The organism is Dermabacter sp. HFH0086 (assembly GCF_000413375.1).
Lineage (GTDB): Bacteria > Actinomycetota > Actinomycetes > Actinomycetales > Dermabacteraceae > Dermabacter > Dermabacter hominis.
On sequence record NZ_KE340308.1, the window covers coordinates 555,977 to 577,342 of the forward strand.

The following is a 21,366-nucleotide window of genomic DNA, read 5'->3' on the forward strand; positions in this document are numbered from 1 at the left end:
TCCCTTGGTCCAGACAGCCACGGCGCCGGCGCGCACTCGCGCCGCGTTGCGCGCGCTCCTCGCGGCGTTCGCTTCGCTCGCCGTTATCCTCATTCCTCTCGGCTCGGCGCACGCCGCCGGGCGCCTCGTGATCGAATCCGGCCACGTCGATGCCTTCAACGTCACCGCTGAGGGCGACGCACTGAAGCTCAACCTCAAGGAAGACGTCACCGGTCAACACGTGACTCACAAGCCCGAAGACGTCGAGCTTCACGTGAAGTCCGCGGCCCTCAAAGACATCCCCAAGGCCTTTCCCGGCGCACCCAAAGCGTATTTTTTGCCTATGTCCCAGGACCAAAAGCTCCTTTGGCCGGGCTGGGACACGCTCAGCACGCAGGGGAAGGGTTTTGATAAGTCGATCAAGCTCAAGTTCGACAAGGTCGAAGGCCCGGGCCAGATTCACCTGTTCGGCCAGGACTCATTCGGCGGGATCGCGCCTCTCCTCGAGAACGGCAGCATGGACCTCAAGGCTGGCGCCGTGCGCAACCAGGAAATGCCAGCGCACACTCACGCCAACTGGGTCTTCACGAAGCCCGGCGTGTACACGCTGACCCTACACGCCGAGGGCCGCAAGGGCGGCAAGAAGGTCTCCTCGAACAAGGCGACCTACACCTTCACCGTGGGCGATGAGTTCAAGGGCAAGGCCGACGCCAAGGCTGAAAAGCCGGCACCGGCTCCTGCCCCAGCACCGGCTCCTGCCCCTAAACCGGAGGACTCGACGACACCGAAGAAGCCGTCGGACACCGCACCCACCGCGGCAGCGCCTGCGCCGAAGGACTCCACCAAGCCTGCCGCGCCCGCAAATCCCGCACCCGCGGACAAGCCGAAGCCTCGCACTTCCACGCCGAAGGCCAAGGCGCCGGAAAAGCCCGCCGCACCCGCGCCGAAGGCGAAGCCTAAGGCTAAGGCTAAGGCTGCGGCCCCGGCTAAGGAGGCCAAGACACCGGCAAAGCACGCTGCTCCCGCAGCACCGGCGATGCCGGAAGCCCCCGCCAAGGAAGAGCCGAAGGCGCCCGTGTGCACGGCGACCGAGGTCGTGCGCGACGCCACGCAGGACGAAATCAAGGCCGCGACGAGCATCTCCAAGGCCAAGGTTGGCGGCTCGTACACGATTCCCGCGAACACGCACGTGCACCCCAACTGGGTCTTCTCGAAGCCCGGCACCTACAAGCTGACGATCCGTCAGAGCGTCAAGGGCAAGGACGGCAAGAGCTACTCCGACACCTCGACCCTCACGTTCAACGTGGGGAGCAGCTCCGGCGCAACGAGCGGCCACTTCGACTTCGGTTCACGTTTCGAGAACGGCAAGCTCATCTCGTCGATCAAGGACGACCGCAAGTCACCCGCGCAGTGGGTTGACCCCTCCTCCATCTCGTTCGGCCTCGGCAACGCCGCAAAGGCAAAGGCCCCCGCGGGCATCGAGTTCATCGCCCCCGCAGGCTCGGACGTGTGGATGATCGGCTCGACTCAGGCCCCGAGCGTTCCGTGGGTCGGCGCGAACTCGATGCACCCCTCGATCATTCAGAACACGACCGGCGAAATCACGCAGACCCTCGTGTCCGCGAGCGGCCCGGGCAACGTGGGCGTGTTCACCTCGGGCAACTTCGGCCAGATCGTTGGCCAGAAGTGGTACTCCTCGACCGCCGGCTCGGGCTCGAGCGTGAGCGCCGCAAAGGACCGCAAGAGCGCGAAGATCGGCCAGATCTTCAAGGACGGCAAGGGCTACAAGATCGTCGACCTCAAGGGCAAGACCGAGGACGGCGCCGACTGTGACCTCAGCGCCGACCAGATCGTGGAGGCGGGCGGCTCCGCCGACTACGCCAAGTCCGTGACGGGCGACGCTCCCGCGGGTTCCGCTTCGGATCTTCCGCGCACGGGCGCTGAGGTGACCGGCCTTGCCGGCACCGCTGCAGCGCTCATCATCGTGGGCGCTGGCACTGCAGTGGCGAGGCGCCGCTTCCAGTGACGTCCACCCCTCAACTGCGGCGGCGCTCCGTGCTCCTGGGCGCCGCCGCCTGTTCTCTCGGCGCGATCATTCTGCCTGGCCGCACCGCGCGCTCGAGCGAGGATCCTCGCCCGCGCGTCGTGGCAACGACCGGCATTCTCGCCGATCTCGCAAAGAACGTCGCGGGTCCCGATGCACTCGTCACGTCCCTCATCCCCGAGGGCGGCGACCCACACTCGTTCGAACCGCTCCCCCGCAACGTCCGCGACATCGCATACGCCGATCTCGCGCTGTCGAACTATCTCATGCTCGAGGAACAGGCGCTGATCCGCACGATCGACGCGAACCTTCCCGCTGGCTCGACGCACCTCGCACTCGCCGAGGAAGCCTCGACGCGCGGCGCCACAATCATCCCGCTCGTCGAGAACCGCTCTCTTGACACGGTGTGGCTCGGCCTTCGCGTCGCGGGCCGCGAACGTGGTGCCGGGCGCCTCACGCAAGTGCGTCTCGCCCTCACCGAGAGCGACGGACCCGGCGCCCTGCACGGGTACGTGACCGGAACGTTCGGGGAGCCCCAGCGCGTCTTTGATTCGTCCGACGGCCTCTCGGCCCGCACCGATGCCATCGACCTTCCCATGGATGCCCACACGCACATGAGCTGGGCCTTTACTAAGGCAGGCGTCTATCGCGCGCGCTTCAGGGGAACGTGGAGCGGTGGTGCGCTTGGCGCCGAGTCCTCCGCCGAGGGCGACGTCTGGATCTGCGTCGGCATCTCCCCCGAGGAAGCGGCGAAAAAAGGCGCCCACTCCTCCCTCGCGAAGCGCCGGGTGATTTCCGCGGGCCACGCCGACATCACGGTCGATGTGCCCTCTGGTGCGCTCGTGATGCGCATCGACGACCCCGAAGCCGACGGCGGTACGCGCGACATCGCGCTCGACGACATGGTGATCCACGTGCCTCCGAAAGCGCTGCTTCCGGTCCCCGCCGATCCGGCCTTCCGATTCATCGCCCGCGGCGGAACAGACGTCTACCAGCTGCCGCAGGCTGTGCTCGGCAAGCACGTGCACGGCGAGATCGACCCGCACCTGTGGCAAGACGTCACGAACGCCCAGGCCTACGTCGAAGTCATTCGCGACCACCTGTGCGGCCTCGACCCGGACCACGCGGGCGGATACCGCTCGCGGGCAGCCACATACTTGCGCGAACTCGACGACGTCGACTCCTACGTCCAGCGTTCGATCGATTCAATCCCGCAGGCCGGCCGCGAACTCGTGACGACCCACGACGCCTACGGCTACCTCGCGAACCGCTACGGGCTTCGTATCGCCGCCGTCGTCTCCCCCTCACCGGGGCAAGAGCCTTCCATCGCGGATCGCCGCCGCCTCGCCGCGACTCTGCGCGACCTCGCCCCGAAAGCGGTCTTCCTTGAAGCCACAGCGGGACCGGTATCGACGAGCCTCGTTGATGCCGCCCGCATGGAAAAGATTCCCGTCCAGCCCATCTGGGGCGACTCCTTCACGCGCGAGGTCAATACCTACGCCGCGATGATGAGAGCCAACGCCGACTCCCTCGCGAGGGGGCTCGGTGGAAAACCCCTGGGCGATGGTGACCGGCAAGCGTCGGAATAAGACCCTCCTACCAACGAAAGATGAGCTCATGACTTCCCGTTCTTCTCGCGCCCTCACGCGGCGCCACTTTGCGGCCCTCGGCGCCGGCGCACTCGGCGCCCTGGCCTGTGCCCCCGCTGCCCTCGCGGCCCCCGCACGGCCCCTCCCGCTCGATCCGACCGACGGCGCGACCGACGGTGCCGACGATCCGGCTCTCAAGCAGAAGGTGAGCGATGACGAGAAGATTGTCGAGGGCGAGAAGGTCGTGATCGATGCGCATCACGTCGATCTCGGCCCGCGCCTCATCGACGGTGAGTGGATTTTCGCCGCGCGCGACGACACGGGGGAAACCCCCACGTGGCGCATGGTCGAGGACATCGTTTTCCAGGTGCATGACCAGGGCATTCTTCCCGTTCCGGAGGATGAAGCGTATTCGTTCATCAAGGCCGATCCGGGCTCCGAGGTGTACGTCGTTCCGCAGACCGAGGTCTCGGGCGTCGTGTGGCTCGGCTGGAACACGCAGGACCCGGCGGTTGTGAAGGCGTGCCCGCGCGGCGTGACGCTGCGCTTCACCAACGTTTCAGGCCCGGGGCATTTCAGCCTCTTCCTCCAGCCGGGCAACTTCGCGCCGCCGCAGCAGCTCGCCGATGGCGACACGCTCGAGCAGACCCCCGCCGACGTGTTCGTGGACATCAACACGCACACGCACGCGAACTGGGTGTTCACGAAGCCCGGCGTGTATCTCCTCGCCGTGGAGGCGATGGCCGAGGGCGAGGATGGCACGAAGTACTCCGCTGGCGGCACCCTGCGTTTCGCGGTCGGCGATGCGACCGCACCGGATGAAGCGATGCAGGCGACGCCCGCGTGGGCCAACGACGGTGCACCGGCCGCGGGAAGTGCGAGCGATGGCGGGTCCGACGCTTCCTCGGCTCCCGGCGCCGCGAAGGATGACGCGAAGGCTAAGCCCTCGAAGGGCGCTGCCGATGACGGCGCGAGCGAAAAGACGAGCTCGAACTCTCTTCCGTGGATCGTGGGCGGCGGCGCTGCCGTGGTTGCTGCTGCGGGCGGCGGAGCCTACGCGCTCAACAAAAAGAAGAATGAGCGCGCGCGAGCCGAAGCCGAAAGCGAAGCCGCAGGCACCGGCTCCTCGGCCGCGAACCAGCCGGGCGAAGGTGGCAGGAAGTGACCTCCGCCCTCAGCGCACACCCGCGTGAGGCGGCTGGCGCGACCGCGGCGGGCCACACCGATGCCGCGCTTCCGCTGTCGTGCTCGCAGCTACGTGTGAATCTCGGTGGGCGCACGGTCCTTGACGACATCAGCCTCGATATCGAGGCGGGAAGCGTCACGGTGCTGCTCGGGCCGAATGGCGCCGGTAAAACCACCCTCGTGAAGAGCCTTCTCGGGGTTCTCCCCCTCGCTTCGGGAACCGTCGACGCGCGCGGGGAACGTGCGTACGTTCCGCAGCGCAGCGAAATGGAGTGGGATTTCCCCGCGACCGCGCACGACGTGGTCATGCTCGGGCTTATTCGCAAGCTCAGCCGCTGGCGCTCCCCCGGCAAAGAGCACTACAAGGCCGTCGCGCACGCCCTTTCAAAGGTCCGCATGGACGCAATGAAGGATCGCCCGATCGGTGAGATGTCGGGCGGTCAGCGGCAACGCGTCATGATCGCTCGCGCACTGGTGCTCGAGCCCGCCGTTCTTTTGCTCGACGAGCCGTTCACGGGGCTCGACATGCCCTCGCAGGAACTCCTGAGCGACCTGTTCGTCTCGCTCGCGCGCGAGGGCTGCGCCGTGGTCATGTCGACGCACGACCTTACGCATGCGCTGCACGTCGCCGATCGCGTGGTGCTGCTCAATCGCCGAGTGATCGCGGATGCCCCGCCGAGCGAACTGCGCGACCCCGAGCCGTGGCGGGAGACCTTCCGCGTTTCCGAGCACTCACCTCTTCTTACGCACGTCGCCTCCGCGGTCGACGCCGAATCGAAAGACCATTGATGCTGACTCCTCTCGACTTCCTCACCGACCTCACGAACCCGCAGCTGACGTTCCTGCCGAAAGCTCTCGTCGTGTCGATGCTCGCGGCGCTCGTGTGCGCCGTTGTGGGCACGCACGTGGTGCTGCGCGGCATGACGTTCATTGGGGACGCCGTCGCGCACGCGGTGTTTCCCGGCATCGCGGTCGCGTTCGTGCTTCAGGGCTCGTTCCTCGTGGGAGGCATCGTCGCGGGTGTCATCACGGCAATTCTCATCGCGGTGTTCGGGAACCACCACCGGTTGCGAAGCGACGCCGTGATCGGCGTGTTCTTCGTGGCGGCATTTGCGCTCGGCATCGTCGTGATGAGCCGCGCTCCCGGCTATGGTGGCTCGCTTTCGAGCTTCCTGTTTGGTGCAATCACGGGCATTGAGGATTCGGCGCTCGTGACCTCGGCTGTGTTCACCGCGATTGTGCTTGCCCTGCTCGTGATCCTGCACCGCGACCTCGTCGTGGTGGGCATGGATCGCGGCTACGCGGCGGCGCTTGGCCTCCCCGTGATGCTCCTCGACATCGCGCTGTCGGTTCTCGTCACCCTCGCGGTCGTCATGAGCATCCACACGATCGGCAACATCCTCGTGCTCGCCCTTCTCGTGACTCCCGCGGCCTCGGCGCGCATGCTCACGGATCGAATCGTCCCGATGATGGCGTGCGCTGCAGGTATTGGCATGGGCAGTGCCCTGCTCGGCGTGTACTTCTCGTGGTCGCTCGATCTTCCCACGGGCGGCACGATCGTGCTCGTCGCGACTGCGATCTTCGTGCTGTCGTGGGCGCTGAGCCCCCGCCACGGCGTACTACGCAACAAGCGCCGGGGCGAGCTCGATAACGGGGCCGAGGGAACGGAGCTCGAGGCGACCGTCTAGGAGACTAACTCCAACGTTTGCGGCGCAACTCGAAGCCATTACGCCCCAAACGTAGGGTTTAGATTCCTAGGTTGGTGAGGGGGGCCGCAGGGGCCATCCAGAGCGGCAGGCCGAACGGACCACGGCTTCGGCGACCCACCATCCCGCACCGGCTCCGGCCTCGCACCCGAACCGGCACACCCCGGCGCACCACGGCTTCGGCACTCCGCCCCTTCCCTTCCCTCCTCTTCCCTTCCCGCCCCTTCCCATCCCTTCCCTTCCCTTTCCCGGTCTAGGAAACTAACCCCAACGTTTGCGGCGCTATTCGACCTCATTCCGCCGCAAACGTTGGGTTGAGTTTTAGCTACCGGCGACAGCTATCCCGCCGACGGCCACGGGTGGTTCTCTGGCCCGATATATCTCGGCTTCTGCGGCTCCCTTCGCCTTTGCGTGCTTCGGCCGCAACGATTCCTCGCGAATTGCCGCCTAGCCCTCTTAGGGAGGCGGCATCGCCGTCTTTCGGTCATGGGTATACGAATGTGGCGGGGGCTCGGGATTTCTCCCGCTCCCCCGCCACATGTGTGCGAGTCAGGGATGAAGCTCTAGAGCCTCATCGCCTCGGTGCTCACTTCTGCGAGTTCGACCTGCGGCGCCATGCCACTGCGCCTACGCCGCCGAGCACGAGCAGTGCGGCAAGGCCGGCAGTCGCGGCAATCTCGGCACCGGTACGCGGCAGAGGAATAGCCGGCTTCGACGGATTGCTCGGGTTAGCCGGATTCTCGGGCTTACCGGGCTCTTCGGGCTGACCGGGCTGCGTCGGATCTGCAGGCTTACCCGGATCCGTCGGATCCTCAGGATTACCCGGCTCCTCAGGCTTACCCGGATCCGTCGGATCCTCAGGCTTACCCGGCTCCTCGGGATTGCCCGGCTCCTCAGGCTGACCCGGCTCCTCAGGCTTACCCGGTTCCTCAGGCTGACCCGGCTCCTCGGGCTCACCAGGCTGCTCAGGCTGACCCGGCTCCTCGGGCTCACCAGGCTGCTCAGGCTCACCAGGCTGCTCAGGCTGACCCGGCTCCTCAGGCTGACCCGGCTCCTCAGGCTGACCCGGCTCCTCGGGATTACCCGGCTCCTCCGGCTTACCCGGATTCGTCGGATCCTCGGGGTTGCCAGGTTCCTCCGGAGTCGGCTTGTCGCAGTTGCACTTGGAGCCCACGCGGATCTTGCGCGGTTGCGGATCCTTAAGAACCTTCTCGGATACTTCCGGATCGCCTACTGGCTTACCGTTTTCGAGCTTCCACGTCTTGGTGATTTCCTTCTCGCCGAAGGAACCAGCCTGGTCCTCAACCACCTTGCCGACTTCGAGGTTCGGATCGTACTCAATGATGGTGTCGTAGGGGGTCTTCTCAGTGTGCTTATCGGTGAGCTCGGTCTGGTTCGTGGCCGGACCAACCTCGACGATCTGCTTGACCGGGTCGCTGATCTTCTCGGAGGTGTCCTCCTTGGTGATCTCACCGTTTTCGGCGTTGACCTTGACGGTGTGCTTGACCTCGCCCTGCTTGCCTTCCTGGACAACCTTGGTCTCGCCTGGCTGTAGGTCAGGGTTGACGCGTACCTCGACTTCGAACGGAGTCTTTTCCGTCCACTCGATGGTTGTGGAGGCGGGCGTGCCCTTGGTGCCAATCTTGATGATCTTCTTGACCGGCTCGGTCACACGCTCGGTTTCAGCCTTCGTATCCACAACCTTCGAGTTCTCGATGGTCAGGGTCGTGGTGACCTTGTCCTTACCGAGCTGGCCTTCCTGAACAGTTTCCTGCTTTCCGGCTTCCATCGTGTCGTCGAAGATGATCTCGGTTTCGAACGGCACATCCTTTTCATACGCAGTCGTGTGAGTGCCTTCAGTCTTGGTACCCACGCGGATGATCTGCTTGACCGGTTCCTTCGTGCGCTCAGTCGTCACTTCCGGGTCACCCGAAGGCTTGCCATCCACGATCTTCTGAGTCGACGTCACAACCTCGGTACCGGTCTCACCTTGCTGGTCGACCTTCTGCTCACCCTCCTTGAGGGTGTTGTCGAAGACGATCTCAGTCTCGAACGGAACCGGCTTCTCAACCTTGGTCACCACTTCGGTGTCCTCAGCTGCTGGGCCGTACTCGATGATTTCGTCGACCGGGTCCTTGGTCTGCTTCTCTTCAGGGGTGACAGTTGCCTGGTCGCCCTTGGCAGTGAAGTCAGCAGTGTAGGTCTTCTCGCCAGGGACGCCCTTCTGGACGACCTTGATCTCGCCCGGCTTCAGCTCCGGGTTCGGGCGGGTAATAACCTCGAACGGAACCTGGGCAGTCCAGGTGACCTGCTTGGAGGCCTCGGACGGCTTAGTGCCGACCTTAATGACCTGATCAACAGGCTGCTTGGTGATTTCTTCGGTGATCTGCGGTTCGCCCGGCTTGGAGTTGGTGATATCGCGCGTGATCGTCACCGTCTTCTCACCAGGCTTACCTTCGGTCACAACCTCAGACGTACCGGCAGGCATGTTCGGGTCAAACTCGACCTTCACGCCGAATGGAACCTCGGACTTAACGGTCTCAGTCGTAGTACCGGTCGTCTTGGTGCCGACGCGGATGATCTGCTCGGTCGGTTCCTTAGTGCGCTCAGTCGTCACTTCCGGGTCGCCGGAAGGCTTGCCGTCCACGATCTTCTGAGTCGAGGTCTCAACCTCGGTACCAACTTCACCCTTCTGGTCAACTACCTGCTTGCCTGCCTCGAGGGTGTCGTCAAAGACAACCTTGGTCTCGAACGGAATCGGCTTCTCGGTCTTGGTCACCAGCTCGCTCGGAGCAACGCCCGGGCCGTACTCGACGATCCGCTTGACAGGCTCCTTGGTGGTTTCTTCCTCAGCAACCTGTGCTTCGGAGCCCTTGGCCGTGAACTTAGCAGTGTAGGTCTTCTCGCCGTTCTCACCTTCCTGAACAACCCGGGTTTCACCAGGCTTCAGTTCCGGGTTCTCGCGAACCTCAGTCGGGTACGGGATCGGAACCGTCCACGTCACATCCTTGGCAGCCTCGGCAGGCTTTGTGCCGACGATAACTACCTCGTTTACCGGATTCTTGGTCCGCTCCCAGCTGCCGTCCTTGTTCTGCTTTTCCGAGCCCGGCTCGCCCTTGGTCTCGACCTTGTACTCGCCGGCGGGGATGGAGTCGTCGTACTTGTATACGACGTCGAACGGCACCTCGCGGGTGGGGACGTCAATAACGTTCACCACTGCGTAAGCGGTATCGGTAGAGCCGTCCTCGTAGGTGACGGTAACCGGAATCTTGACCTGATCACCTGGCTTTGCATCCGCAGGTGCGGTTGCAGTGATCTGGCCATTGTTGTCAATGGTGGCCGTCCAACCCGCCGGGAGGTTACCCAGCTTGTAAGGGTTGTCCTTGGCGACGTTGATGTTGTCCGGTTTGTTGAGCTCCAGCGGCAGCTTTGCGGACTCGCCCGGGTACACCGTCTGTACCGGGTAGGAGGGCTCCGCTTCCCAGTTGTTAGATAGCTTCACCACGGTGGTGACGGGAACCACCGGAGTCGATCCATCCGGGGCCTCGACGGTTACGGTGACAGTCTTCTTGTCACCCGGCTTGGCGTCAGCCGGCGGGGTGGAAGAGACGACACCGGTGTCCGGATCGACCTTGTACTTCCAACCGTCAACTTCCTGCTCAGTGATCGGTTGGTCGTTCTCATCCCTACCGAATGAGAACTTTGAGCCCTTCGGGGCGTCCTGAACGTTGTGGTTCACAGTCTGGTTCGGGCCAGTTGACTCCACAGAGTAAGTCGGGGCGTGATCGGCCTTCAGAACGACCACGGTGCCCTCTACTTTCTGCGGCTTGTCAACGTTGTCGTAGTAGGCAAGCACCGGGACGTTCAGCTGGTAGCCCTCGGGTGCGGTCTTCGGAATCGTCGTGGTGATCTTGCCAGTGTTCTCGTCGATCTTGACGGTCCACGTACCACTGTCATCCGTGACGGTCATCTCGGTCGTGCCGTCCTCGAAGGTGTAGCGCTTCGGCGCCTCGTCGGTCGTGTTACCGCTCAGGCCACGTTCCGGGAGCGTGGGCGTCAAGCTAACGTTGGCACCCGGCTTGTTCGTGACCGTGTCGTAATCGGGGATCTTGATATCAACGATCGCCTGGAACTGGGTCTCGATCTCGTCCGTGGTCTGGTCCGGGTAGGTCGCCTTCACCTTCGGGGTGATGATGGTGCCCGGCGCGACAGTTTCGTCAGCCTTCGCGGTGACCTTGCCGGTCTCATCGACGGTGACGGTCCAGCCAGCCGGCACGGTGGACTCGTCGATCTCGAACTTAGCCGGGTTAACCGGCTTATGCCCCTTCATGATGGACTTCGTGCCCACCTGGGCGGTCAGGTCGTCACCGATTTTGCCCTTAGTGAGACCCGGGCGCACGAGGTCGGTGACCTGGGTGTTGTTCGGGTCTACCACGACGAGCAGTTCGAGCACGTCTGTGGAGCCGTTGGAGTACTCCACGGTTACGACAGGGCGTGCGAAGGTGCCCGGCCGCGGATTCTCCGGGGCGGTGACGGTGACGTTGTAGTCCTCGTCCATCTCCACGGTCCAACCCTCGTAGACGTACTTCTCGTCGAGGGTGACCTTAGCTTCAAAGCCGCCGTCGCCCTTCTTCGCCAGTTCCTTGATCAGGTCAGGGGTCTGGGTGAAGGTGACCTTCTGAGGCTCGGTAGCAATCGGACCGGTAGCGCTGTCGACGCCGGAGATGATCGACGCGTCGGTCTTGTCGTACTTCGGGTCGTGGTACTCGGTGTCATCCAGTGAGAACGCCTTGGAGTCGATGACGTTCGCCTTGCTGTAGCGGTCCAGCGAGTTGGAGCTGTCGAAGGCCTTGCCTTCGCCGTCGGTGTTGTGGTGAGCAGCGGCCTGGAGTTGGTCAACGGTACGCGGCTTCGCCAGAACGGAGAAGCTGACGTTCTTGTCGGTCGCCAAGTCAGTACCGCGGTACTCCGGCCAGGTGAAGAAGATTTCACCGGTGTCTTTATCGATACGCAGGTTCTGTTCACCGCCAGAGACTGCCGGGTCCGTGGTGCCGATGAACTTGCCGTTGCCGTCGTAAGCTTCCACGACCATGCGGGACATGGAATCGTCCTCGCCGTCGTTCTGCACAGCAGGAATGTTGACTGTACCGACCTTGGTTTCGTCACCGGGGACGATGACGTGCTTCTCCCAGTTCTCCCACGACACCGTGATCGGATTACATTCGATGTTCTCGCTCGGCCACGGGTTTACAGTAGCGCTGAATGTCGAGCTGGGACCTTGCGTGGCTCTCAGGCCCGAAGGATTGTCCTTCTTGTAATTGCTCTGCCAGGCGTAGCGCACGGGATTGTCGGCAGTGGCCGAAACGAACTGCTTGACCTCCTCCTCGGTCATCTCTGCGTTGAGATTCAGGTTTCGTTGTGCGCGAGCACCATCAATGACGATGCTTTCGTCGGCCTTGTGAGTGACGCTCTTGTCAAGGAAGGTCTGGCCGGCCTCCATGGAAGGGACCTCGCCGGTATCCAAGAGTGCACCAAGGTTCCCCGTATTGGTGAAGTACCAATCGGCGAATGTGCGGTCCTTCGAGTTATCAAAGGAGACGCTCAGACCCCACAGGGTTTTCGAGGGGCTGGTCGCACTCGGCTCCAGAGTGTTCCAGGTGAAACCAGCCTGGCTGTGGTTAGGGGTGTCGGACTCTTCGACAACACACGAACCGGCTGACAGGTCGGACGCCTGCTGGGCGCCCTTCTCTACCGCGCCGGACTTGCCGCGGATGCCGCCGGTGAAGCTTTCAGCTGCAGAGGCTTCGGAAACGAAGGGGCTCAGTGGAACAGCGCCGAGCGTGCCCGCAGCGAGAGCGAGCGCGGTGAGCGCCGAGAAGCCCAAGCGCGGTAAGCGCTTACGCCCCCATGTGTCGTGGGAAGAAATCATGCCTTTGTCCTTAGGTCAGGGATTTCACTGAATACCGATTGGACGAGAGCGGAGAACTGGAGTCTCTTCTCGTATGCCACCGCCCAAGTCAGGGACGACGAAAGCGGACAGTAATATTCAACGGTACCTCTGACTTTAGCGCTAGAGGCACCTGGACGCTAGGACCAATCGAATGCACGGCACGATTCAAATCGATCGTTATGAAACTGTGACCTCGACGTCTACTGAGTGCATCCTGGTGAGGTACCAACGCAACTCGCTCTCACACCCACGGTTGCGACTCGGGTTGCAAGCGTCCACCGCAAATAGGGCTCGCCCTACGCAGTAAAGCCGCGGATGCTCCTCGGCTCGCGCGTGAACGGGTGGTCACTCTCGCCCGAAGCGAACTGCGTGAGATAGCGGCGCAGGTCCGCTCCGGCACTGTCGATCTCCTCCCACGTTGCACCTTCGAACGGGAGGGCGCTGCGCCACGAATCCTCGCGCGAAAAGAGGAGCGCGATGTCCATGACGTGCGGGGAGCCGAACGGATTACCGGGCACGCTCCACGGCACAACGGCACGGTGCGAGGTTCCGCCCGCGGCCGCCCACTCGTGCGCGAGAACATCGATGCCTTTCGTAAACACCGCCCTGCTCGCCGAATCCACGAACATCCAGTACGCCCGCTCTCCCACGCGCGGAAGCCCCCGCAAAAAACGCGCGAAAGGCATCGAATGCGCGAAGAAACTGCTTTCGGTTCCGACTGAACTGATGAGGAGGGGCACCTTGGGTGCAATCGCGTGCCACGCCGCGAGCACGTCCTCCTCCGGCGGAAGTGGGTCGTGGCCGTATTGGACGCCGAACGGCATCGACCCCGCGTAGCCGAAGGGCGCCGCTGCCGTTTCAATGGCCTTTTGCGCAGCGAGCAGGTCGTCGATGGGCGACTCGCGCCTCACGCGCTTCTCAAGAATTCTCGCGCTGAGCGCGTTCATGCGGCTACGACCCTCGCGAATCCCGAGCGGTGGACTGAGTGCAATCGCGCGGTCGAAGAGCAACTCCTCGTCACGGCCCGCGAGGATCGCATGACCCATGGCGGCGGCGTGGTGCAGGATGGCGTCGGCCCCCGCCGACTCCCCGAGTGCCGTCACTCGCGCAGCGTCCCCGCCGAACGACGAAATGTTGCGTCGAACCCAGCGAAATGCCTCAGCCTGGTCGAGGAGCCCGAGGTTCGCGGGGCCGAGCGCGGAGCCGAGGAAGCCAAGCACCCCGAGGCGATATGAAACGGTCACGACGACCACACGGCGTTCAATAACGAAGCGGGCGGGATCGGTGAACGACGAATCGCCCGCACCCGCGACATACGAACCTCCGTGGATCCACACGATCACCGGAAGCTTCTCACCCTCGCGAATATCACCGGGGACGGTAATCGAGAGGTTTTGGCAGTCCTCGCTCACCGGCAGGTCGCGAAGCTCCGGGCCGAAAAGCGGCGGCTCCTCCGCGGGGTTTTGCGGCGCCGAGGGGCTCCACTCGCGCGCCTCGAATTCCCCCAGGTCCAGCACGGGCACCGGCTTCTCAAAGCGACCCGCACGCGCGTACGGAATCCCCGTCGCGCGGATCACGCCCCCGTCGCGCCACCCCGTTACACGCCCCGCGGGCGCGTCAACCACAATGCTCTGCTCTCGTGAAAAACGCTCGGAAGTCACGCCACCATCGTACGAACGCCCTTCGGCGTCCTCGAGACTAACCTGGGGAACTCAGCCGGTGATCCCGAACCTCTCGAGCAGCTTCTTTGCCTCAGCGCCGCCCGCGTTCTGCAGGGCAAGCAGCTCGGCGTAGATGCCACCCGAAGCCGCGAGCTCAGCGGGCGTGCCGATCTCGTCGATGCGACCATCGCGCAGCGTGATGATGCGGTCCACTCCCGCGATCGTCGAGAGGCGGTGGGCGATGATGATCGACGTGCGGTTCTCCATGAGCGCATCGAGGCCCGCCTGGACCTGCCGCTCGGCTTTCGTGTCGAGGGCGGACGTCGCCTCGTCGAGCACGAGGATCGGAGCGTCCTTGAGCATCGCGCGCGCAACCGCGATGCGCTGGCGCTGCCCGCCCGAGAGTTTGAGGCCGCGCTCCCCAATCAGGGTGTCGTAGCCGTCGTTGAACCGCTCGATGAACTGGCTCGCGTTCGCGCGGCGAGCCGCTTCGCGCACCTCTTCGTCGGTCGCGTTGGGGCGGCCGTAGGCGATGTTTTCGCGGATCGTGCCGCTAAACAGCGCCGCGTCTTGGAACACGACGCCCACGCGTGAGCGCACCACGTCGATCGGCAGATCGTTCACGTTGTGGCCGCGAAGACGCACCTCTCCCGTGCGCGTGCGGTACAGGCCGAGGATCAGGTTCACGATCGTGGATTTGCCGCCGCCGGACTCGCCGACAAGCGCGACCTTCTCCCCCGAGTCCACGTGGAAGCTCATGTCGTGCAGGACGTCGTGGTTTTCTTCGTAGGCGAAGTTCACGTGGTCGAAAACGATGCGCGGGGCACCCTCCACCGCCTCCGGGAACGATCGTCCGTCGGCAAGCGTCGGCCATACCTCGACCTTCGTGTCCATGACCGCGAAATAGTCTTTCGACCCGGCAACCGCGCGCTGCGACGTGTCCACGACCCAGCTCATGTTCTCGATCGGGTTGCGCACGAGGTTCATGAGCTGGATGAGGATGACCATGTCACCGACCGAGAAATCGCCCTGAACCGTGCGGATGAAGATGATGAGGTACAGCACCGCGAACGCGAGATTAAGGGCCGCGAGACGGTAGACATCCATCTTGTGCCAGTGGACCGACTGCTCCTTTGTGATCGCGTCGGTGCTGTTGAAGCGCTTCGTGAACGAGGCAAGTTCGCTCTTTTCTCGCACGAAGCTCTTGACGACGCGGATCTGGCCCACGACCTCCGCAAAGCGGCCCGAGGCAATGTCGATCTGCTCGTTCTTCTCGCCTTCGAGTCGCTGCCACTTGACGCTCGTGAGGGAGGTCAGCCACAGGTACAGCGGGAACATGATGAACAGGATGAGGGCGAGCGGCCACCAGTACCACGCGCTGATCGCGAGCACGGCGATCGCGGTGATGATCATCGAGATGAAGGCGTTTGAGGCGATCTTCGCGAACGTTCCAATTTCCGCGATTGAGCGGTTCAGGCGCGAAACAATCGTTCCCGTGAGTTCTTCGTCGTACCAGCGCTGCGGGAGGTTGAGCAGCTTGTCGTAGTAGCGAACGGAGAGCATCGCACGGAGGCGGTTGCCCATGACGTCACCGAAGTACCCGCCGATGTTCTGAATGAGAGCACTCGCCATGAACGCGACGAAAATCCACACGGCCGTCATGATGATGTCGTGCAGGGCTTCGTCGCGAGTGAGCGTCCCCGCCACGGCCGCGGTCGCGGTGTCGGTTGCCGAGCCGATGAGGAACGGAATGATGAGGGTCATCGCGGTCGTCAGGAGCGCCGACACGACGATCACAAGGTAGAGCGGCCACAGCTCGCTCGTAAACCGGAAAATTCTCGAAAGTGCCTTCACCCTTCCAGGGTAGGCGAGGTCCGACGGTTGCCGAGCGCACGTCGTTTCCGCAGTGTGAGGAACTGCTCCCACTTTCAATAATGGAGTGGGGCGCCGGCTCGCGATAACTGCGACGCCGGCGCCCCTGAGCTCTCGATCGGGAGCTCTTTGGTTACTTCATGCTCGCCTTACGCGAGCGTGCAAGAAGCACGCTGCCAAGGCCGAGGAACATGAGGCTTGCGATCGCTCCGCCGAGCTCGACGCCCGTGCGTGGGAGGGGCGCATGGCCGCTCGCCGCTGGAGCGGTAGCTCGCGCGGGGCGTGATGCCGTACCGGAATCGGCGCTTGCCATCCCGGGATCCTCCTTCGCGGGTGGCTCCGCCTGGCCGGCTGGCCCTTCAGCGGCACCGTCCTCATCGGTACCTGCCACTTCATCGGGGCCCTCGGCTCCTGCCGCCGGGTCCTCATCGGTACCCGCCGCTTCATCGGAGTCCTCGGCTCCTCCCGCCGGATCTGCCTCGCTGGGGGCGGGCTCGACCGGCGCCACGGCATCATCCGACGGTTCCTCCTCAGGGGCCGGCTTCGCCGGGGCACTCGCGCCCTCGACCGTGATGCACTGCGCGTGGCTGCGCCCGTTGACCGTCACGACGAGTTCGGCTTCGCCGGGGCGGATTGCGGTGACCTCGCCGGTCAGGGGGTTCACGCGGATCACGGCGCTGTCGTCGGCAACCTCGGCTGCCTCGGAACCGTCGTCCACGAGAACTCCCCTACCCGAGTACTGAGCGGTGACGGGCCACGCAACGGGAACCGTGCGGCCATCCTGCGTGAACACGGCGCTGAAGTCGGCACTCTCTCCCTCGGCGAGGACCTTGGGGAGCGTGAGCGTTATGTCATCGACCCACGGCTTGGTTTCGGCCGCGAGCCACGCGACGCGATCCGCAGTCGTCGGATTCGCACCGACCTTGCCTGCGCCCGGGTTGATGCCAAGCATCGTCCACCCGGTGAAGCCGCCCGTCTCGGGCGTGCCTGCGGGGTTCTTGCCCGAGTTTCCGTTGACGAGGTAGGTGACGCCTTCGACTGCCGAGCCGTGGAACACGCCTACGTGGCCGTTGACGACCGCGGCTGACTTCCCGGAACGGTCGCGGAATTCGCCGAGCACACGCTCGAGTTCGCGCGCCTCGCGCTGATCGGCGAGCTGGCTCGACTTCGAGGGAAGCGGATCGCTCGGCGGGTGGTGGAAGAAGACGACGATGCCCGTGAGAGCATCCGACTGCTCGACCTCCGCGAGGGCCTCCTCGAGCTTCTCGATCTGGTCGATGCCGCCCGAGCGGAGCGAGCCGCCCGCAGTGTTGAGCGTAAGGAGCTTCGTGCGGCCGAGGTTGCGATCCAGCTGCGTCGCGCCGAAGGCCTTCTCAAAGTTTTCGATCTTGCCGCCCATGATTTCGTGGTTGCCCGGAACATACATGTACGGGATCGACGGGTCCCACTCCTCCTCGAGGATCGTCTTTGCGAGGTCGAAGTCCTCGGGAGTCGCCTCGTCAACGAAGTCGCCGTTGATCACGAGGAGATCGGGCTTTGCCGCCTTGATCTCACGGAGGGTACGGCGCGCGCCCTCGACCGAGGGGGACTTCGGATCGCGCGCCACGAACTGCGCATCGCTCATAACGGCCACGCGCTGCGGGCGATCCGCCACCGAACCGACCGTGAGCAACGCCGGGTCGTGGATGGCCTTCCCGGCCTCAGCTTCGACCGCCGTTGTCGTCGTGGCGGTCAGGTTCGCGATCGTCACGTCGCCCTTGTACTTAGCACCGGGGCGGGTCTCCATGAGGCGCACGGCGTTGACCGTAAGCGGCTGCGCGAGGCCCTCCGGCACGTTGAAAACGACCTTCGACCAGCCATCGAAAGTGATGTTGTCGCCATTGATGTTCGTCTTCGTACCCTTCGCATCGATGACCTCGAGGCGTGGCCACACGCCATTGCTATCGCCCTTGACATCCGCGCTGAACGAGATGGCATTGCCCTCGAGCGTCACGGGTTCGTTCGCGATGAGGTAGTAGCCGCGGGTCGCGGTTTCCCGCGTGAAATCGAACTGCATGCGGACTGCGGGATCCTCGCCGTTCTCGCCCTTCGCGGGTTCGAGCGAGCCTGCGGCGCGTGCGTTGCCGTCCTTGAAGGCACCGAGATCGGTGAAGTCAAAGACCTGCTCTTCCTTGGTCCCGTAACTCACGGGGATCGTCGTCTCAACCTCTCCCACGCTGAACGTCACGGTGCCGGCTTCGGCATCGCCGGTTCCGGCGATCGTCCACGTGCCGAGTCCGTCATCGGTCACGGTGAAGCCCTTGCTCGCCTCGACCTTGACGTCCTGGGTTTCGATGCGGGCGCGGTGACCGTCGGAATCGATACCCGTGAGGGTGACGTTGCGGGTCGAATCGGGATCCGGGAGGCTCAGGGTGCGGGCGCTCGGGCGGATCGCGAGGAGGTCGCCGAGGACGCGCATCGTGACCGAATCCATGTGCACGCCGGTCTCGTAGGTGATGGTCGCCTCGCCCGGCTCAACACCTTCAACGATCGCCGTGCCCTGGTCGATCTTCTCGACGGTCGCCGCACCTTCAGCGGTGTACTCACCGTCAACGGCAAGCGGGGCGAGGTTCTTGCCCAGGCCTTCGCCTTCAAGCGTGCGGTGAAGGCCCGGGAACACAGCATTCTCGTTCTCGAGCACAACCGAGAGCTGAGCATCCGAGATCTCATCCTTCGGGGCGCTCGAGTAGAACACGAGAGCGTCGCTCACCGAGCGCACGTCACCGTCGGAAGGCGTATTCCACACCGCGGGACCGTCATCGCCCGCGGCGCGCGCGATCATCGCGGAGGAGCCGCCACCGTCGAGGTTCACGGCGTTGTACGCGCCGAGGTCCTTGAAGAGCTGGCCGAGCTCAGGGAGGGTCATGCCGTGGGAGTTGGCACTGCGGCCATCGAGCACGATCGCGTACACCTTCGAGCCGTCCTTGCTCACGCCGATCGCGGTGCGTGGGTGGCTCGTCTTCACGAGCGAATCATCGTTCATGGCCATGACCTCACCGTTCGTAAGGATCTGATCGCTGCCCTGAACGCCCATGTCGACGTCTTGGTCGGGGCCGATCGCGACGTCGACCTTGTCGCCAACCTTGAGCGCCGCGACCTTGTCGGCACCCTCTTCGCGGCCAAGGAGGAGTTGCGCGCCCTCGGGGATCTCCTGCTCCCCCACACCCTTCTCGACGATGCCGCTCGCCTTGACGACCTTGCCGTCCTGGACGAGGGCGTAAGCGGCGTGAGCGCTCACCTTGTCGGGTCCGCCGATGGGACGATCGAGAGTGTAAGAGCCCCAACGGGAGTTATATACGCCAACCTTGCCCTCGGGGAGGCTCGGGTCATTAAGGGTTGCAAGGTCAATCGCGGAGCCATCGCCGAGCGTGGCCTTGCCCGAGGTCGTAAGGGCCTGCACGACGGCCTTGCCACCCACGATCGTGAAGGCGGGGCGGTGACTATCCGAACCCACGACCGACTCCCCGTTCGAGACCGAGCTGTACACGGGCGCGTCGCTGAAGTTGATGTCGAAGAACGCCGAGTTGATCGCGGCAACCGCCTGATCGCCACGCTCGCCCGAGGTCATGAGTTCGCCGAGCGGAGAGCGGCTTGCGACCTTGCCGTTGTCAACAACGTCCATCGAGAGGGTCTGCTCGGTGAGATCGGCCGTCAGGACACTGCCCTCGTTCCAGCCCGCGCTCTCGAGCCGCGAGAAGGTCGTGAGGTCGAGGCCCGGCGCGACGCGGCGCGTCTGCGAATCCGCAAACACGCCACCCTTTGCAACGTCATCTTCGCTTGGCGCGGCCTGGGCCGTGGCCGGCGCGAGAACGGAGGGGGAATCGGCGGGGAGGGCAAAGCTACCGGGAACGGCGATGGCGAGGGCCGCGGCAATGGCGAGGGCGCGAAGGCCACCGCGCGTGCGGCGAGAGCGCGAAGCGCCGGCAGTGGCAGCCTCGCCCGGGGCGGGGATACGGGGCATGATCTCTATCCTGAACTCGAGAAACAGTGTCAAGCTCAGGCTAGAAATCGAGTCCTAACGGCGTCTTGCCAAGCGGTGAATTTCAGGCTGCGCCAGCGGCAACACCGGAGTTCACGGATCGTTCACCGTGGCTCTGCCAGCGCAGCTTCAACGATGAGAATGGTGGCTATTTCTCGCGCTTCAGGGGAACTGGTGCGAATTCGCGGCGAGACATCTATATTCCAGCCCAACCCAACAACCTACCCCCACGAGGGTTTCGCAATCGGCACGACCAAGAACGGCGCGGGCGCACTCAGCAAGCATCGAAGGCGAGGATTGCGAAGCAAGCGGCGACGCAATGAATCGTCACTACGGGCTGGTCAAACACTCGTACTGGGCCCGTCAGAATCGGCACCATGGAATCATTTGGTCTCGTCTTAGAGACCCCAACATTTAGATAAGCAGCACTGCGGCCATTCCAATGATGCCTCTAACCAAACTGAAGGGAGTTCACCTGCGCTCCTCTAGACCCAATTTAAGCAGCGGTTCCAGCGAATACCCCTCAAGATACAGGACTCGTTTCGAATCGAAGTGGCTCCAAAATAGCGCAGAGTACACTAGAGGGTATTTAGCCTTATCGTCGGCATAACGCCGCGCAATTTCGCTGCCGTCGCGCCCCGTAAACCATTTTCCGATCCGCCCTCTATGCGCTTCCGCTTCAGAGGATGACCAGTAACCCTCGGGATTGACGTATAGAGCAGCACCTTCGCGCATATTTTTGAGAATGCATTTCCGGCTCAACTCATCGGCCTTCAGATAGTACAGATGACCATCCAAGCCCTTTAAAAGCGTGCCGAGATTATCCTCACAAATTTCCAAGAAATCCATCGTCGAATATTTGGCGAGTCCCGCTTCAGTTCGTGCACCATTTGGCAACGTTTGTGACACAGCCACCTCCTTCAAAAGCTACTATATGCGGTAGCAGTTTCACATTGGCCCATCTTTCCTGTTTCCACCATAAACTGCGTCGTCTATTTTCCGGTTCCACAGCACGTATCTACGCACCCTCCCCGGCGCGTCTACAGCTTCCTTCTTGGTGGTTTTGTCGCCTTCTTGAATGCGCGCCACCTCTGGTGGCGTCACGTCAGATTACGGCCTGATCTGTGGTCGTGCTTGTCCACAGACCTGCCTTTTACGCTGGAACTGTTGGGCTTGCCTGAACCTGCTGCGCCTCTCTTAGTCGACATACCTGAACTACGCTGTCCCGATCCCGTTGCAGATGCGCGACCGTCCATCCCTATCGTACTTCGAGTACCTCACGTTGCATCGCTCCGGCACACTACCGTGCTTGTAGATCCGCAGCGATCTGTTAGGTCGAATATTGAAACAACGTCCGTGGGG

At 63.5% G+C, this 21,366-nt stretch carries 10 protein-coding genes; 5 read left to right on the top strand and 5 right to left on the bottom strand.

The annotated features are described in order from the left end of the window. The first annotated feature begins 4 nt into the window (after window positions 1-4). Genes HMPREF1484_RS10805 through HMPREF1484_RS02620 form a run of 5 tightly spaced genes read left to right on the top strand, consistent with a single transcriptional unit; the run spans window position 5 to window position 6,485 of the window. Complete coding sequence (locus HMPREF1484_RS10805; RefSeq protein WP_016663466.1) at window positions 5-2,005, top strand: choice-of-anchor M domain-containing protein; 2,001 nt, start codon at window positions 5-7, stop codon at window positions 2,003-2,005. After that, window positions 2,002-3,612 carry an anchored repeat ABC transporter, substrate-binding protein gene (locus HMPREF1484_RS02605; RefSeq protein WP_197736225.1) on the top strand — a complete coding sequence of 537 codons (1,611 nt, stop codon included), beginning with the start codon at window positions 2,002-2,004 and terminating at the stop codon, window positions 3,610-3,612. The genes HMPREF1484_RS10805 and HMPREF1484_RS02605 overlap by 4 nt, the downstream gene beginning before the upstream one ends. A 28-nt stretch (window positions 3,613-3,640) precedes the next feature. Next, window positions 3,641-4,777 (top strand): choice-of-anchor M domain-containing protein, encoded by a 1,137-nt coding sequence (locus tag HMPREF1484_RS02610; protein WP_051120603.1) that lies wholly within the window; start codon window positions 3,641-3,643, stop codon window positions 4,775-4,777. Further along, window positions 4,774-5,586 carry an anchored repeat-type ABC transporter ATP-binding subunit gene (locus tag HMPREF1484_RS02615; protein ID WP_016663469.1) on the top strand — a complete coding sequence of 271 codons (813 nt, stop codon included), beginning with the start codon at window positions 4,774-4,776 and terminating at the stop codon, window positions 5,584-5,586. The genes HMPREF1484_RS02610 and HMPREF1484_RS02615 overlap by 4 nt, the downstream gene beginning before the upstream one ends. After that, window positions 5,586-6,485, top strand: coding sequence for an anchored repeat-type ABC transporter permease subunit (locus HMPREF1484_RS02620; protein WP_016663470.1), 900 nt, complete (start codon window positions 5,586-5,588; stop codon window positions 6,483-6,485). The genes HMPREF1484_RS02615 and HMPREF1484_RS02620 overlap by 1 nt, the downstream gene beginning before the upstream one ends. Window positions 6,486-7,089: 604 nt before the next feature. On the opposite strand, the gene HMPREF1484_RS02625 is transcribed toward HMPREF1484_RS02620, so the two are convergent. From HMPREF1484_RS02625 to HMPREF1484_RS02645, 5 genes are all read right to left on the bottom strand, one after another. Then, window positions 7,090-12,432, bottom strand: a complete 5,343-nt coding sequence (locus tag HMPREF1484_RS02625; protein WP_016663471.1) for a G5 domain-containing protein — start codon at window positions 12,430-12,432, stop codon at window positions 7,090-7,092. Window positions 12,433-12,749: 317 nt separating this feature from the next. After that, the gene (locus HMPREF1484_RS02630) at window positions 12,750-14,114 is read right to left on the bottom strand and encodes a carboxylesterase family protein (protein ID WP_051120604.1); all 1,365 of its coding nucleotides are present in this window, start codon (window positions 14,112-14,114) and stop codon (window positions 12,750-12,752) included. A gap of 51 nt (window positions 14,115-14,165) precedes the next feature. Further along, on the bottom strand, window positions 14,166-15,968 hold the full coding sequence (locus HMPREF1484_RS02635) for an ABC transporter ATP-binding protein (protein ID WP_016663473.1): 1,803 nt from the start codon (window positions 15,966-15,968) through the stop codon (window positions 14,166-14,168). A gap of 151 nt (window positions 15,969-16,119) precedes the next feature. After that, the gene (locus tag HMPREF1484_RS02640) at window positions 16,120-19,986 is read right to left on the bottom strand and encodes a phosphodiester glycosidase family protein (protein WP_016663474.1); all 3,867 of its coding nucleotides are present in this window, start codon (window positions 19,984-19,986) and stop codon (window positions 16,120-16,122) included. A 489-nt stretch (window positions 19,987-20,475) separates the two neighbouring features. Next, on the bottom strand, window positions 20,476-20,913 hold the full coding sequence (locus tag HMPREF1484_RS02645; RefSeq protein WP_016663475.1) for a hypothetical protein: 438 nt from the start codon (window positions 20,911-20,913) through the stop codon (window positions 20,476-20,478). Window positions 20,914-21,366 lie beyond the last annotated feature (453 nt).